Source organism: Candidatus Woesearchaeota archaeon (assembly GCA_027858315.1).
Taxonomy (GTDB): Archaea; Nanobdellota; Nanobdellia; order Woesearchaeales; family UBA583; genus UBA583.
Window position 1 is genome coordinate 1 of the sequence record JAQICV010000080.1, and the last position, 14,900, is coordinate 14,900.

Sequence of the window (14,900 nt, forward strand, 5' to 3'; positions counted from 1 at the left end):
ATATGCATAAGAATATTTCTTTTATTCTAAATTTTCAATTTAGATTTTTTATTCAAAAAATAAATTTTTAGATAAAAATAGATAATTAGTTGTTGTTTATACTCAATCGGATGAAGCCAAAAATTAGTTATATTTATAAATTTAATAAGTATTAACTTATATATGAATAAAGATGAATGTATATTCTGTAAAATAGTATCCGGGGAAATTCCATCTTATAAAGTATATGAAGATGAAGATATTATGGCTTTTTTTGATATTTCTATTGGTAATGACTTTCATACATTAGTAATCCCAAAAAAGCATTCTGAAGATATTTTTGATATCGAGGAGATATTACTACAAAAATTAATTTCAGTAACAAAAAAAATAGCTACAAAATACAAAGAAGAACTAAACATTGATAATGTAAATATAATACAATCAAATGGAAAAGATGCACAACAAGATGTATTTCACTATCATATGCACATACTACCAAGAAATAAAAACGATAAGACAATCATAAAATTTAATCAAGATCTAAATAATCATGAAAGATTATGCGCAAATCACAAAAAAATAAAAGGATTATTTTACTCCTGATTCAATAACTTCAAATATCTTTTTCTTAGAATCAATTCTTGCTTTAACACCAAAAGGTATAGTTAACATAGGATCAGAATGACCTATGTCAGAGCCAAACAAAATTGGAAAATTAAACTCTTCTAAATGATCTAATATTAATTCTTTAAATTTGCTTTTCTCTTCTGTATTATATCTAAAAGCTCTTCCAACAATCAATCCTGAAATTTTATCAAATACTCCTATATTTCTTAAATCAACAATTTGAGACTCAACATAAGATAATGGTTCTGCTTTGCCAAATTCCTGTCCTTCAGGTATTTCAAAAAACAAAATTTTCCCACTATAATTTAAATCAAAATTTGTTCCTTTTAATTGTAATATAGAATGTAGACAACCTCCAATTAATTCTCCTTCAGCAAAGCCATTTTTTAACCAAATATGTCCTTCATTATTAATCATATCTCTTGGTCTAGTTAAATCTAATTTTTGAGACCAATCTAAAAGTTCATCAGTATATTCTAAAGAAGGTTTAATCTCACCAATAGGAATCTCTGATGTAATTGATTTTATAAGATATTCTTCAGTGTAATTCAAAATTTTTGGAAATTCAGCTAATTCAGAAATTACGCAAGGTCCATAAAATGAAATTAATTCTGCTTTTTTGTAAAATGCATAATTTAATAATGTATTATCTGAATATCCTACAAAAATTTTAGGATTTTGTTTTATGATTTCATAATCAATACTTTCTAATATCTCATTTATACAAATTCCTCCTATAGCTGCAAATATTGCTTTTACTTCTTTGTCTAAAAAAGCATCTTGTAAATCTAAAATTCTTTCATTTTTTGTCCCAGCTTTACCATCTATAAATTTAGTCATAGTAGGAAATAATTTTACTTTAAAACCTAATTGTTCTAAATTTTTAATTGCTGTATCTAATCTATGAGGGAATATTGCGCTCAAACCACCTGATGGCGCAATAATTCCAATTGTATCACCTAAGTTTAATTTTTTCGGTTTTATCATTTTACTTTATTTACAAAGAAATTAATTTAAATACTTTTTCATATTACTGTAAATGATTCATTAAATCTTCTAAACTATTAAAAGAAGTTACAAATGTATTTTCTCTATTACTTACTGAAATTTTATTTCCTAATAATGAAATTTTATTTGGAACACCTAAAAATTCTGTAAGAGAATATTTTTCTTTTTTCGAAATTCCACATCTATTATCAAGATATACTTTAGAATTAGTTTTTTTCAACTGTTGATAAATTTTATCTCCTAGTTCTAATTCCAATTTATCTTTTGAATCTAAACTAATAATTGCAAGTTCAAATGGTCTAATTTGTTCTGGGAAAGAAAATCCTAAATCATCTCTAGCTGAATCTAAAGCACAATAAAAACACCTCTCAATACCAAGTCCATATGTTAATATTTTAGGTCTTATTTTATTATTTTCTCTAGACCTTACTTTAACTAAACCATCTTTAGGTTTATATTCATAACCCATAGATAAACTTAAAGCTTTTACTCTTTCATTATCACCTAACTCTAAATTATCCCCTTCAGATGCTTCATAAAAATATTCTAAATCAAAATTTAAATTTAATACCTTTCTTATTGGAATTTTCAACCTATCAAAAATATTTTCACTAATTAATTCATACTCTTGTAAACTTTTACCTAAATCTTCCCTATTATTATCTAATGATAACATCATTGCAACTTCAAATTCTCTACTTTTAAGAGTTCCTTTTGGTTTTTTTATTGGCCTCAAAATTTGATTCATATAAAAAAGCTTTATAGGTAAATTTCTATATGAATACTCACACTGATTCAAATAATCTAAAACTTCCATTTCTGGAGTAGTCATAACCATATAATTATTCATTGGTTGTGGGAGCATAATAAATTTTTTTGCGAAAGTTTCTGCAATTGGTTCTCCATTATCTAATACCCCTCTTCTCATAAATCCAGGAATTTTTATTTTTGATGCACCAAATCTTAAATGCTCTTCAACTATAATATCTCTTATTCTTGAAAAGATCATTTCTCCGATAGGAGAATGATAAGGTAATCCGGGTTCTTTATAAAATGAAAATATGAAATTTTCTATCAAATCAGAGGTATTTTTAGTTTTAAAATCCTTAGGTACTTTTAAATTACTTGAATGTGGTAAGTTGGAAAGTTTCATTTTATAATATTAAAAATTTTAAACTATTTAAAGTTTACTACCTGTGAATAGTTCTTCATCTAATAATAAATTAGATTTTCTTAATATTAAAATACTATAACCCATATGAGATAAATTTTCTCTAAATAATTTTATATAGTTTGTATATGTAGAATTTAAAGTTTCTCTAGCATCTGAAGTTAATATGCTTAAATGATCTCTAGAAAGAATTTTCTTCACAAAATCATTAATTTTATCATCTTGAATATAATCAAATTTATAATCAATTTCTTTTAAAATTTCTAAGTTATCACTTTCAAACATATTATTCCAATAATTTTTATCATGAACTTTAATATTCACTCTAATTGCATCAGAAACATCAGAAACTAATTGATTTGAAGGCTCCTTAATATAATACATTGGGATAGCAATTAAATATCCACCATTTTTCAAAACTCTACTATACTCTGCTAATGCTTTTTCCCTATCATTTACTATTGAAGTAACATTACCACAAAAAACTATGTCAAAACTATTATCGGGAAAATCTAATTTTTCAGCATTTCCAACTTTAAAATCAATATTTTCAAGCTCTAATTTTTTTGCTCTTTCTTTACATTCATCAATTGATAACTCGTTAATATCAATTGCAGTAATATTACAACCTACTAACCTTGCTAATTCAAGAGCAGTAAATCCTGTACTTGTACCAACTTCCAATACTTTAGTATCTTTGTTCATAAAAGTATTTTTCGCAACCTCAATTAAAGAAGTAACGCCTCCAGGAGGTCTATTTGTTTCCTTTACTACACTGATTAACTCATTATAGTTCATCTTCTTAATATCTTCTGATTTTAAATTATTTATATCTATTTGTTCCATTTTTATTTAAGGTTTTAAAGTTTTATCAACTCTTGGAAATTGGCTTGCAGTCCATATAAATGGCATTTTTAGTACACCCTGAACTAATCTTTCCCATCCTAGTCCAAATCCTGAAGAAGTTTTGTATTTATCAAATTGTCTTGACTGTAAATACGGTTTATAGTCTTCTCTTGGCAAATTAAAAATTTTGGATTTCTCTTCAAGTTCTTCAATATTTCTAACTCTATGGCCACTGCCTAAAATTTCCCTATAACCTGGCCAAATAATATCTAAACAATCTGCAACTTTAGGATTTGAATCATCTACTAATGCATGATAAAATGGCACTTCTAATAAAGGAAATTCACGAATACCAACAAGAGAACCATAAATTTCAGTAATTCTTACTTCCTCCCAAGAACCAAAGTGTTTAAGAGTAAATTCTTTATATTTTTTATCTCTTGTATCTTCATACAAAGAATTTAAAGCTTCTTTAAATGTAATTATTTTCATATTTTCTTTATTAGCCATATCATTTAATTCTTTAATATCATCATCAGATAAAAAAACTTCTAAATCTTTCAAATTATACTCTAAAAGATCTTGAATAATCTTTTTAATTAAATCAAATGCAGTTTTTTGATTTTGAACTTGACTAACATGTCCTTCATATTCAATATGATGAAACTCAGAAAGATGAGTTGCATCAGATTCTTCTTTTCTAAATGAATTATATATTGAATATACTTGATCAACATTATTTTGTAAAAGAGATAACTCTAAATATATTTGAGATGATTCTGAAAGAAAAGCAACCTTTTGAGATTCAAACCATTTTAATGTTATAGGACAAGTATCAGTAGTATAATCTATGGCTTCCTTACCATAAACAGCACCTGGAGAGGATATCATTCTAGTGGTAAGAGGTAAAATTGTAAATAATGAACCAATATTTACAAAAAATTCATTTGATGATTGAAATATTCTATGATTTATCTTCGAAATATTCTCCCAGTATTTATCTTTGACAAATGAATTTACTCTTTCTTCAAATTCCTTAATTGAATAAATCTTATTCAATACATCAGGGATTGAATCAAAAATCTTGTTCCCAACATAATCGAGTTTTTTCCCATTAGTTTTATATGGTTTTACCATGATAACATACTATTGACTTCAAACTATTTATATATTAACTCGAAATTTCTTGAAAAAACGCAAATTTAATAAAGTTTTTTCTCATTTTAGTAATATGGATAAAATAAATAAATCAATAATTCATCAATTATCTATCAATTCTAAAGCTAAATTGAAAGATTTTACTGGAAATTTGCCAATATCTAAACAATCACTATTAAATCGAATTAATTATTTAATAAAAGATCAATATATTTCACCTTACACTATTACTAATTATTTCAACTTGGGGAAAAAAAATGTACACATACATATTAAATTTGAAAAAATAAATCTAAGTGAAATTAATAATATTGTTTTAGAATTAACTAAAAAAAAATCAGTAGTTTGGGTTGCAGAAACTTTTCATAAATATGATTTATCAATTGCAGTAATATATAAAAATTTTAAAATTGTTGAAGATCTGGTTTCAGAAATTACAAAATTATCTTCAAATAATATAAAAAAAATTGATACTATATTTATTAAAGAAAACTACTATTTCTCCTATAATTTTAATTCAAATGATAGAAAGGTAATTAAAATACATAAAACTAGACAAGAAAGTTTGATATTAAGAAAAAAAGAAGATGAACTATTAAAAATTATTTCTTCAGAAGGAAGATTCAAATTAACAGAATTAGGTAACTTACTAAACTTATCAGCAAATTCAGTAAAATATTTAATTAAAGAACTAGAAAAAAAAGAAATAATATTAGGTTATGGAGGTTTTATTAACTATTTAAAACTAGATTATAAATGGTTTCAAATAGAATTTGAAATATATCAAGATATCGATCCAATAAAAAAATTACTCCATTTCGAAAATATAGTATTTATTTCAAGAGTTTTTGATTCTAAAATAATTATTGATTTTGTTTCTAAGAATACAACAGAAGTCAGAGATTTTGTAAATGAAATTGAAAGAATCATTGGAAAAATAAATAATTATGAAATCTATGAAATACTAAAGATACATAAATTAGAAGACCCTAATTTAAAAAATTAATTTTCTTTCTCATCATTTCTTGATAAAAATTCGGAAAATACTGAAGGATCTTTTAAGTACAAATGCTTATTCATAATCAATACCAATCTTCCATCTTTTTCAAAATTAACTCTTGCAACTTTATCTTTAAAAAAATTTTGATGACCATCAAAAATATCACCTAAATACTCTATATATCCCTCACCCTCGATAAGAGTATATTGTAATTTTGCAGATTGGTTAAGTGATGAAAAATCTTCCATAGACAAAACTACTTCATTTAAAGGTTGATAATATGTCCTAATCTTACATTTAATTTGACCTTCAAAAGCATATAAATTATAAACCATATTTAATAATAGATAAATCTAAAAATAATTACTAACTTATATATCTTTTTATTAAAACAATATTTTCTTACATAACTAAATGCTATTCACATTATTGACTTAATTTAAATAAATTTACAAATATTTATAATCAAATTATTTTTTAATATACTATGACATTTAAAGACATCTTAACTTATTTAGGACTTGACTCAATCGTTGAATAAAACTTTTTCTAAATAACAATCCTTATATACTAAAGCTTGATTAAAACCTTCCAACCCTAAAATCGTATTTTCGTCTTCAAATTTTAAAGTACTACTTTTTAGAATAAAGTATATACTTTTTAGCATATTTTGCAATTTTATAGAATTTTCTTCAAAAAAGTTTAAATTGCCTTTAAAATAGGGCATAGTATCGTTATAAGAAGAGTTTGAAAGAGTGTCGGGAATGGGATTCGAACCCACGAACACAGTGTGACAGGATCTTAAGTCCTGCGCCTTTGACCAGACTTGGCAATCCCGACATTAAAAAGAAAGTATTAAGCGCCAAGCTATAGTAAAAATAAACTTCGAATCCTTTATAAAGTTTTTCTTCAAAAGATGTTACCTATAAGTATTTTTATAAATGAGATATAAGTAATAAATAATATGTTAGTACAAAACAAAAATAATTTTTCTAAAGAGGAGAATGTTATTATCAAATCTTATGGTTCTAAAATATCTAAAGAACTTACGGTTTTTTTCAATCCAGAGATGAAACTTAATAGAGATATCTCGCTTTTAGTTATTGATTCTTATTTTAATAAACCTATTAAATTTTGTGACCCTATGGCAGCTTCAGGTATTAGAGAGATTAGATTTATGAAGACTATTCCAGATAAGTTCTCAAAGCTTGTTCTAGGAGATATTTCAAAGACTGCAATTAAAAATATTAAGAGGAATTTCAAAGACAATAAAGTGTCGCTTAAGAAGGTTGAATTGAAACACCAGAATGCTTTAATGACAATATTGGAAGATTATTATGATTTTATCGAGATTGACCCCTTTGGGTCTCCAGTTCCATTTTTAGACCTTGCCTGTCAAAAGACTAAGCACAAAGGAATTCTTAGCGTTACAGCTACTGATACAGCTGCTCTTTGTGGTACTTATCCTAAGACTACAATGAGAAGATACAATACTAAGGTAGAGAAAACTTATTATCTTGAAGAAGTAGGCCTTAGAAATCTTATCGCGCATTGTCAGATTCAAGCTGCAAAGTATGATAAAAATCTAATTCCTTTAGTTTCATATTCGTATAAACATTATTACAAAATTTTTTTCAAGGTTGAAGAGTCAAGAGAGAGGTCGCTCGAATCTATTAAAAATTTAAAATGGTTGGAGTGGGATAGAGAGACTCAAGAAACAAAAGTTTTAGATTTAGAAACAAAGAAATCTTTTGGTAAAACCTATGTCGGAAAATTACATGATAAAGACTTTTTAGACCAACTTATTGCTTCATCAGATTTAATTGAGGATAATGCTGAGATTTTAAAATTTTTAGATAAGATGAAGAATGAGATTGAGATGGTTGGTTATTATAATCCTCATAAATTTCAGAAAGCGTATAAGTTTGAATCACAATTGAGTTTTAATGAGATGATAGAGAGATTGCAAGAGAAGAACTTTGAAGTTTCTCGGCCACATAATAATGGGCTAGGTATTAAGACTAATGCCAATTATAAAGAATTTTTAAAAATAATGAAGAGTAAGAAGTAATCTTAATCTTATCAAATAAGCTTATAAATTTATAAATACTACATATATAAAATGAAATCAAAAAGAAAATTTGATGAGATGCTGAATTTTATTAATGATGAACTTAAATCTAGTCAATATGATTTAAAATATACTAATGATGAAAATAGATTTTATGCACAAAATAATGGTACAAAGCTTGGATTAATAATTTTAAATTATCAAATACCACAAAATGAATTATCTACTCTATATATAAAAAATATAAAAGAATATGGTTCAAATCATTCTATCTTTTTTAAGGATGTTACTACTTTTTTTAAAAGAATGGTCGATAATTCCAAATTAAGAATTGATAAAAGCCTGAAAAAAATATACACCATTAGAAGTTAATCAAATTATTAACTTAACTATACAAGAAAGAAATTCATTATTTAATTTTAATAAGAATTTAGTCGAAGTTTTCAATTCTAATAGTTTGAAAAATAAGGAAATAACTTATTATCAGCCAAAGACTGAAAGACTAGAAGAGTCAATAAGGAAATTCAATCCAGAACCTATATTTTTTGATTATTCACATATTGGACCAGAGGATCAAGGATATGGTTTTGTTAATAATTCAATCTCAAAGACTTATTTTATATTAAAAGAGAAATAAAATTATTTATTAAGTAGTTCTTTTTGTAATATTTCTTTTCTATATTTAGATGTTGAGTCTTCAAGTTTGAATTTCATTGGAATTTTTTTTATTGATTTTACTCCTTCAATTTCTTCTTGTAGTGTATAATTGTTTTCTTTATCGTTAAAAAATATTTCAGCCATAAAAAATAGAGTAAGATATAATTTATAAATTTAATTTAAAAACTTGAGAATAAAACTACTCCAAAAATACTCATAACAATTAATTGATAAACCACTATAAACATTGCCATTTGTCTTATTGGTTTATATAATAAAAATTCTTTAGTTCCAATTTTGTTTGAAGTTTTCATTAATACTCCTAATCCTATTAAGAAACCAAGACCTACTAATATGAAAGCAGGGAGTAAGATTAAATAATATATTAAAAGTTCAGGGTTTATTGGTTTGAATTCATTTCCATATTGGTCTAATTGTGGATGCTCTTTTTTGAATTTCTGTTCCAATATATTATATTTTTGAGAAAGAGAAGATTTGTAGTTTTCAACACTACTATCTTCTTTGATATATCTTTTTGAAGAATAGGAATTATCTAGATTAGAGTATTTACTCTCTAATTTAATCTCTGGAAAGAAACTTTTCTTTATTGGTCTTCCGTGTTCATCATATTTGGATTTTGGTAATTTATTCATTTTTATTTTAAAAATATAAAATAAACTATGAAGATTATTAATAAAACTACATAGAAAATTATTGCATATCCATTTTGATCTTTTTGTATATAGATATTTTTTTCTTCATTTATTGTTTGAGTTTGGATTGGGATTTCTTGATTTATAGGTTGAGATTGAGTTTGGGGTTGAGATTGGACTGATTGAGTGTATTGATTATTTTGCGTAGGATTTGTACCCATTACTTGATTTTGAAAATTTTTATAAGCTTCTTTATTTGGGTCTTCTTGAGCTTGTTTTTTCTTAAATGGCCACATTTTTATTAAATAATAGTTGTTTTATTTTATAATTATTAATCATCACATTATAATTAATAAAGTATTTGCAAAGTAATAAATAAAAAAATATGTAATATTTATAATATTTGTATTACATGTAACTTGACATTGATAGACTTTCTAATTCTCGTTTTGGATTTTTCATATCCTTTTCAATTTCTTGATAATGTTTTAATAATTCGGGATTAATACTTGCTTTAATTATATCTAATGCTTTTTCAAAATCATCTTTAGTTATATTTTCGGTATCAATATTTCTTCTTAGAGCAATTAATCCTGCTTCTCTTACTACTGCTTCTAAATCTGCACCAACATAACCATCAGTTTTTTTGGATAAATACTCTATTACTTCTTTGGAGTTTTCAACAGGAGTATTTTTAACATGAATTTCTAATATTTTTTTTCTTGCATCAATGTCTGGAACATCAACTAGTACTAATTTGTCAAATCGACCTGGTCTTAATAATGCAGGATCGATTAAACCTGGTCTATTTGTTGCAGCAATTACTTTTACATCGATTAAATCTTCAACACCATCCATCTCAGTTAGTATTTGAGTTACAACACTATCAGAGGATTTTCCTCTCTCTCCACCTAATCTTGTAGCAGAGATTGCATCAAATTCGTCAAAGAATAGAATACTTGGTGAATTTTGCCTTGCTTTCTCAAATAGTTTTCTAATCATCTTCTCAGATTCTCCAACATATTTATTGATAATCTCAGGTCCTTTAACATAAATGAAATTACATGAAGTCTCAGTTGCAACAGCTTTTGCTAATAATGTTTTTCCTGTTCCAGGAGGACCATATAATAGGATTCCTTTTGGCGCTTTAATTCCTAATCTTTTGAAGGCTGCAGGATTTGATAAAGGCCATTCAACCATTTCAGTTAAAGAATCTTTAATATTTTGAAGTCCACCTATTTCCTCCCATTTAACATTAGGTACTTCAACTAAAAACTCCCTCATTGCAGAAGGTCTTACAGATTTTAGAGCTTCCCTGAAATCATCATCTTTTATTTCTAATTTACTTAAAACTTCTGGCGAGATTGCTCCTGTATCTTTGAAGTCCATCTTAGGAAAAGTTCTTCTTAAAACATTAAATGCTGCTTCTTTCACTAGTGCTTCTAAATCTGCACCTACAAAACCATGAGTTGTGTCAGCCAACATATTTAATACTTTTTCTGAAGCTTTTCTCCTTGCTTTTTGTACTACTTCTCCAGGCAATTTTTCCAATCCTTCATATTTACTCTTTTTGAATGCAGCTTTAATTTCATCAATATCAAATTCAACTTTTGTATCTTTATTTTCTTCTTCATATTTTTTCATAAAAGATTTAATTGAGGCTTCATATGTTTTAAAATCTGAAGGTAATTCTAGTGGCATTCCTCTAGTGTGAATTTTTAAAATTTCATACCTGTCATCTTTTTTTGGAACTCCAATCTCCAATTCTCTATCAAATCTACCTGGTCTTCTTAGCGCTCCATCTAATGCATCAGGCCTATTTGTTGCAGCAATTACTATGATTTTTTTATTCTTTTTTAGTCCATCCATCACAGTTAGAAGTTGAGCAACAATTCTTTTTTCAGTTTCTCCTTGAACTTCATCTCTTTTAGCTGCGATTGCATCGATTTCATCAATAAAGATGATTGAAGGTGAGTCTTTTTCTGCTTTTTCAAATAATTCTCTTAATTTCTTTTCTGATTCACCATAGTATTTATTTACGATTTCTGGAGCAGAGATTGAATAAAAATTTGCCTCAGTTTCATTTGCAATTGCTCTTGCTAATAAAGTTTTTCCCGTTCCTGGTGGTCCATACAATAAAATACCTTTAGGAGCATCAATTCCTAATCTTGCAAAAATTTCAGGATGTTTTAAAGGTAATTCAACTAATTCTCTTACTTTTGCAAGTTGAGATTTTAAACCTCCTATGTCTTCATAAGATATGTCATTTGCTTCATCTTCATCTAAACTTTTCGAAGATATTTCAATTACTGTGTTAGGTCCTATAACTAAAAAACCTTCAGGTTTTGAAGTTTGAACTTTAAATTTCATAGAACTTAAATTAAAACCTAAAAAATCTCTTTCAATAGCGTTAAATAAATCAATAGCAAAAGGATTATTTGAAGAAAATGATGCGCCTCGTTTATCAGGTGATGAACCAGCAATAGTAATTATGTCACCTTCAACAACAGGTTTTCTATAAAGTCCCTTTTTTAAACTAGGTAAAGTTGTTGGATGAATTACCATTTCTTGAAGTGGTACTAAAACTACTTTTGTTGCCTCTTTTACTTCAACTTTAGAAATCGTTATTTGCTCACCAACACTTACTTTAGCGTTTTTTCTTAAGGTTCCATCCATCCTTATTATTTCAAGACCTAAGTCTGAAGGATATGCCCTATCAACTATTGCTAGTGTCTTTCTTTCTCCTTCAATGCATACAACTCCTCCAGTTGATACACCTATTGATCTCATAAAAGAACTATCTATCCTAACAATTCCTTTATTTACATCATCTTGGTGTGCTTCTGCCACCTTTAATTTAACTTCAGTCATCATACTTTAATAATACATTTTGGGTTTATAAAGTTTATGATGAGAAATTAGAATAATTATTCAATATTTAATTTGAAATTTTCTAATCCTTGAGAATCTGTTGGTTCCCAATTATAAATAGTTTCTGAGCCATCTTTAATGATGAATAATACTAAAGGTTGCCCATCATTTTTATCTTCATAAGTTATATCAATATTATTTTCTCCAACATAAGTTGAATCAAAAATCTGTTTTTGAAAAACACCATTTTCTTCATTAGAATTTGAGTTAAAGACCTCCTTTTTATTTATTGAAATAACTAATTTATCTTCTTCTCCTAAACCTATCATAAAATGAATATCACCTAGATATTTTTTATTATTTTGATTATTAGGGGCTAAGATTTCTTCATTTTCAACTATATTTTCTTTAATAGGTTGATTTAATACTTCATTTTCGGCTGTAGGTTCTTTTATTTGAGAATTATAGGAATTGTGATTAGGATTAAACATGACACTAAATAGTCCAATTAATAATATAATTGAACCTAAAATTAGAATAAATTTCAAATTAAGTCTGTGTTTGTCTTTATGCATATTATTTGATGAAGTATTTTATATATAAATATGTGTTATTACTGATAGTTTTAAAATTAAATTATTGAAATAATAATTCCTAAAATATTTTCTTTTCTTAATGTGTATTCATCAATAAATAAAGTATTATCACCTTTAGTATATATATTATTTTCATTAATCTTAATTACTCTATGAACAATTATTCTATTATCAATAGGATTATAGAATGCAATAGTTTTATTTAAGTATAGATTAAGGTCTTCAAATTCATAATTTTTAATAATTACTATATCTCCCACTTCAATACTTGGAAGCATAGAGTCTGATTGAATAATGAAAATAGGAGTTGCAGAATTTAAAATAGTAAATATTGAAAGAAAGAAAATTAGAATGATTTGAATTTCGATTATAGTTAAGTATTTATAATTTATTTTCATTTTAATTCTCCTACATTTATTAATTTGTAAGTTAGATTTGATTCATTTAAATATACTAAAAAATTGTTTATGAATTCTAGGTAAAGTTCTGAGTCATAATATAGTTTAACTTCTTCTACTTGATATTTTTTAATTAGAAAATCTATTTTTTGAGATTCAACTTCACTCAAACAAAAACTTCCAGGACTAAGAAATGTGTTTTTATAAATTTCTTTTTCTTTTAGTTCTTCCCAGTTTTGAGTACAAAAATTATCTGCAATAATTACTTGATTTTTGTTTGAAATTATATCTAAAAAATTATTTTTATTTAGTTCTAAATCACTTTTAAAACCTGGAATTAATATTAATGAGTCTTCTTTAAAATTACTTAAGTCAGATACATAATTATAAGATTTAGGATTAATACCAACTAAATCACCAATAATTAATTTGTATTCATTTTCTCCTTTAATTATTGTATATTGTAACTCATTTGAATCTTGATAAATTACTTTTTGATTAGTAATTTCTTTGTAATTTGAATATAGAAATAATAAATTAATTAATAGTAATAGAATTATTAAGGATAAAGAAAGAAGAAGAAGAATTTTACTCTTCTTTTTTGTAGAGTTGTTCATCTTTTAATTTTTTTACATAAGCTTCAATTTCAGGTAGGAAATCACTTTTAGGATTCACATTTGGATATAAATAAGTTCTTAGACCATGATAGAAACCTGAAGATACAAATACGAAAGTTTCCTTTTGACCATCTCCCAATTCTAATTTAGGTTTGCTAAATAGCATCTCAATTTCATCTCCTCTAACTGTGTGAGCATACATCTGATCACTATTTATTAAATTAAACAATACATTACCATCTTTATCATGCTCAGCACCAATTAAAGATAATTCTTCTTGAATGAAAGGTTTCTCTTCAACAACCATCATTCTAATTGAATCTAAATTATGTCTTTGTGTCCATAATAATTTCATACCTAAAATCTCGCCTTCAACATCATTAATAATATCTCCAACATATAAATAATGATTAGCTTCAATCTCTCTTGGATGAATATCTCGTAGAGTTTTATAATTACCGGAATTATCTAAATCAAACAGAGTAGTAATTAAACTTAGAGAATATGCTTTTAGAGGTTCTAATTGTAATTGCATGCTTTCATGACCCCAACTATTAACTACTAAATAAACTTCTTTATCTTTTAATTCTGAAATATTAAATTTAAGTTCAATTTCATCACCAATCTCACCAGACAAAGCATTAACATCAGTTTTTGAAATACTATTGTAACAATCTTCATCTCTATACTCACAAGATACTAAATTAGCAATTAATTCTTCTTCAACAACTTTAATACTGTTTGATTCATGATCAATGATTAATTCTGCATTTTCATCATAAACTGTTCTTAATAATTTAACTTCATCAATGTGAGATTCCTCAGGTTCAATTTCTTTTAATAGTAATTTAACTCCTTCATCATAAACTGTTGGTTTTAATTTCATCTCATAATAATCAGTTAAACTATAAACTTTCTTATCACCTGAATCTTCCTCATACCATGTTCTTGCATTCTCATAATATTGATCAAAATATGTAGATAATACATCATTCTCAATATAATAATCATTATTTACACCTGAGAATAAATATGGAGTTGAACTTGTATGAGCTGGATGATATTGACAATGTCCTCTATAACAGTCATAATAAGCAACACCCCCACTCATTGAACCCTCAAGAATCCAATTCCCACTATTACAATTCGCATCAATAGTACAGTGACCTGTAGAATACGAACTAATTGTATCACAACTACCATCACCATTTAGAAATGTGCCAGCAGCACAAATTGTCCCAGCAT

General features: G+C 26.1%; 18 protein-coding genes and 1 tRNA gene. 5 read left to right on the top strand and 14 right to left on the bottom strand.

Features of this window, described 5'->3' with window-relative positions:
- Positions 1 to 162: 162 nt before the first annotated feature.
- Positions 163 to 585, top strand: coding sequence for an HIT family protein (locus tag PF569_07870; GenBank protein ID MDA3856148.1), 423 nt, complete (start codon positions 163 to 165; stop codon positions 583 to 585).
- Here PF569_07870 and PF569_07875 read toward each other — a convergent pair.
- From PF569_07875 to PF569_07890, 4 genes are read right to left on the bottom strand one after another with little or no spacing between them, the layout of a single operon-like run.
- Positions 571 to 1,596: an LD-carboxypeptidase gene (locus PF569_07875; GenBank protein MDA3856149.1), complete on the bottom strand. Its 1,026-nt coding sequence runs from the start codon at positions 1,594 to 1,596 to the stop codon at positions 571 to 573. The genes PF569_07870 and PF569_07875 overlap by 15 nt on opposite strands.
- 43 nt (positions 1,597 to 1,639) lie before the next feature.
- Entirely contained in the window at positions 1,640 to 2,770 is a 1,131-nt protein-coding gene (locus tag PF569_07880; protein ID MDA3856150.1) for a hypothetical protein, read from the bottom strand.
- A gap of 27 nt (positions 2,771 to 2,797) precedes the next feature.
- Positions 2,798 to 3,634, bottom strand: coding sequence for a methyltransferase domain-containing protein (locus tag PF569_07885; protein MDA3856151.1), 837 nt, complete (start codon positions 3,632 to 3,634; stop codon positions 2,798 to 2,800).
- Between the two features lie 6 nt (positions 3,635 to 3,640).
- Complete coding sequence (locus PF569_07890) at positions 3,641 to 4,771, bottom strand: asparagine--tRNA ligase (GenBank protein ID MDA3856152.1); 1,131 nt, start codon at positions 4,769 to 4,771, stop codon at positions 3,641 to 3,643.
- Positions 4,772 to 4,865: 94 nt separating this feature from the next.
- Between PF569_07890 and PF569_07895 the strand changes: the two genes are divergently transcribed.
- Positions 4,866 to 5,798: an Lrp/AsnC family transcriptional regulator gene (locus tag PF569_07895; GenBank protein ID MDA3856153.1), complete on the top strand. Its 933-nt coding sequence runs from the start codon at positions 4,866 to 4,868 to the stop codon at positions 5,796 to 5,798.
- On the opposite strand, the gene PF569_07900 is transcribed toward PF569_07895, so the two are convergent.
- Together PF569_07900 and PF569_07905 are read right to left on the bottom strand one after the other, a co-directional pair.
- Complete coding sequence (locus PF569_07900; protein MDA3856154.1) at positions 5,795 to 6,127, bottom strand: hypothetical protein; 333 nt, start codon at positions 6,125 to 6,127, stop codon at positions 5,795 to 5,797. The genes PF569_07895 and PF569_07900 overlap by 4 nt on opposite strands.
- A gap of 421 nt (positions 6,128 to 6,548) precedes the next feature.
- Positions 6,549 to 6,632 (bottom strand) — tRNA-Leu (locus PF569_07905).
- A 124-nt stretch (positions 6,633 to 6,756) separates the two neighbouring features.
- Here PF569_07905 and PF569_07910 point away from each other — a divergent pair.
- The 3 genes from PF569_07910 to PF569_07920 all read left to right on the top strand — a co-directional run bounded on the left by PF569_07910 (position 6,757) and on the right by PF569_07920 (position 8,500).
- Positions 6,757 to 7,863 carry a hypothetical protein gene (locus PF569_07910; protein ID MDA3856155.1) on the top strand — a complete coding sequence of 369 codons (1,107 nt, stop codon included), beginning with the start codon at positions 6,757 to 6,759 and terminating at the stop codon, positions 7,861 to 7,863.
- Between the two features lie 51 nt (positions 7,864 to 7,914).
- Positions 7,915 to 8,235: a hypothetical protein gene (locus PF569_07915; protein ID MDA3856156.1), complete on the top strand. Its 321-nt coding sequence runs from the start codon at positions 7,915 to 7,917 to the stop codon at positions 8,233 to 8,235.
- Positions 8,236 to 8,320: 85 nt separating this feature from the next.
- Complete coding sequence (locus PF569_07920) at positions 8,321 to 8,500, top strand: hypothetical protein (protein MDA3856157.1); 180 nt, start codon at positions 8,321 to 8,323, stop codon at positions 8,498 to 8,500.
- Between the two features lie 2 nt (positions 8,501 to 8,502).
- Here PF569_07920 and PF569_07925 read toward each other — a convergent pair whose 3' ends face one another.
- The 8 genes from PF569_07925 to PF569_07960 all read right to left on the bottom strand — a co-directional run.
- Positions 8,503 to 8,664: a hypothetical protein gene (locus PF569_07925; protein MDA3856158.1), complete on the bottom strand. Its 162-nt coding sequence runs from the start codon at positions 8,662 to 8,664 to the stop codon at positions 8,503 to 8,505.
- A 35-nt stretch (positions 8,665 to 8,699) separates the two neighbouring features.
- Positions 8,700 to 9,173: a hypothetical protein gene (locus PF569_07930; GenBank protein MDA3856159.1), complete on the bottom strand. Its 474-nt coding sequence runs from the start codon at positions 9,171 to 9,173 to the stop codon at positions 8,700 to 8,702.
- A 2-nt stretch (positions 9,174 to 9,175) separates the two neighbouring features.
- Positions 9,176 to 9,469: a hypothetical protein gene (locus PF569_07935; GenBank protein MDA3856160.1), complete on the bottom strand. Its 294-nt coding sequence runs from the start codon at positions 9,467 to 9,469 to the stop codon at positions 9,176 to 9,178.
- Positions 9,470 to 9,581: 112 nt separating this feature from the next.
- Positions 9,582 to 12,044, bottom strand: a complete 2,463-nt coding sequence (locus tag PF569_07940; GenBank protein MDA3856161.1) for a CDC48 family AAA ATPase — start codon at positions 12,042 to 12,044, stop codon at positions 9,582 to 9,584.
- A gap of 56 nt (positions 12,045 to 12,100) precedes the next feature.
- Positions 12,101 to 12,619 (bottom strand): hypothetical protein, encoded by a 519-nt coding sequence (locus PF569_07945; GenBank protein MDA3856162.1) that lies wholly within the window; start codon positions 12,617 to 12,619, stop codon positions 12,101 to 12,103.
- A gap of 56 nt (positions 12,620 to 12,675) precedes the next feature.
- Positions 12,676 to 13,038 (bottom strand): signal peptidase I, encoded by a 363-nt coding sequence (locus tag PF569_07950; protein MDA3856163.1) that lies wholly within the window; start codon positions 13,036 to 13,038, stop codon positions 12,676 to 12,678.
- Positions 13,035 to 13,655, bottom strand: a complete 621-nt coding sequence (locus tag PF569_07955) for a hypothetical protein (GenBank protein MDA3856164.1) — start codon at positions 13,653 to 13,655, stop codon at positions 13,035 to 13,037. The genes PF569_07950 and PF569_07955 overlap by 4 nt, the downstream gene beginning before the upstream one ends.
- Positions 13,627 to 14,900, bottom strand: a 1,274-nt coding sequence (locus PF569_07960) for a hypothetical protein (GenBank protein MDA3856165.1), incomplete at its 5' end; no start/stop codon positions are given. The genes PF569_07955 and PF569_07960, both read right to left, overlap by 29 nt.

Coding starts and splice junctions, on each gene's coding strand:
- PF569_07870 (MDA3856148.1), top strand. CDS start 163: ATGAATAAAGATGAATGTATATTCTGTAAAATAGTATCCGGGGAAATT.
- PF569_07875 (MDA3856149.1), bottom strand. CDS start 1,596: ATGATAAAACCGAAAAAATTAAACTTAGGTGATACAATTGGAATTATT.
- PF569_07880 (MDA3856150.1), bottom strand. CDS start 2,770: ATGAAACTTTCCAACTTACCACATTCAAGTAATTTAAAAGTACCTAAG.
- PF569_07885 (MDA3856151.1), bottom strand. CDS start 3,634: ATGGAACAAATAGATATAAATAATTTAAAATCAGAAGATATTAAGAAG.
- PF569_07890 (MDA3856152.1), bottom strand. CDS start 4,771: ATGGTAAAACCATATAAAACTAATGGGAAAAAACTCGATTATGTTGGG.
- PF569_07895 (MDA3856153.1), top strand. CDS start 4,866: ATGGATAAAATAAATAAATCAATAATTCATCAATTATCTATCAATTCT.
- PF569_07900 (MDA3856154.1), bottom strand. CDS start 6,127: ATGGTTTATAATTTATATGCTTTTGAAGGTCAAATTAAATGTAAGATT.
- PF569_07910 (MDA3856155.1), top strand. CDS start 6,757: ATGTTAGTACAAAACAAAAATAATTTTTCTAAAGAGGAGAATGTTATT.
- PF569_07915 (MDA3856156.1), top strand. CDS start 7,915: ATGAAATCAAAAAGAAAATTTGATGAGATGCTGAATTTTATTAATGAT.
- PF569_07925 (MDA3856158.1), bottom strand. CDS start 8,664: ATGGCTGAAATATTTTTTAACGATAAAGAAAACAATTATACACTACAA.
- PF569_07930 (MDA3856159.1), bottom strand. CDS start 9,173: ATGAATAAATTACCAAAATCCAAATATGATGAACACGGAAGACCAATA.
- PF569_07935 (MDA3856160.1), bottom strand. CDS start 9,469: ATGTGGCCATTTAAGAAAAAACAAGCTCAAGAAGACCCAAATAAAGAA.
- PF569_07940 (MDA3856161.1), bottom strand. CDS start 12,044: ATGACTGAAGTTAAATTAAAGGTGGCAGAAGCACACCAAGATGATGTA.
- PF569_07945 (MDA3856162.1), bottom strand. CDS start 12,619: ATGCATAAAGACAAACACAGACTTAATTTGAAATTTATTCTAATTTTA.
- PF569_07950 (MDA3856163.1), bottom strand. CDS start 13,038: ATGAAAATAAATTATAAATACTTAACTATAATCGAAATTCAAATCATT.
- PF569_07955 (MDA3856164.1), bottom strand. CDS start 13,655: ATGAACAACTCTACAAAAAAGAAGAGTAAAATTCTTCTTCTTCTTTCT.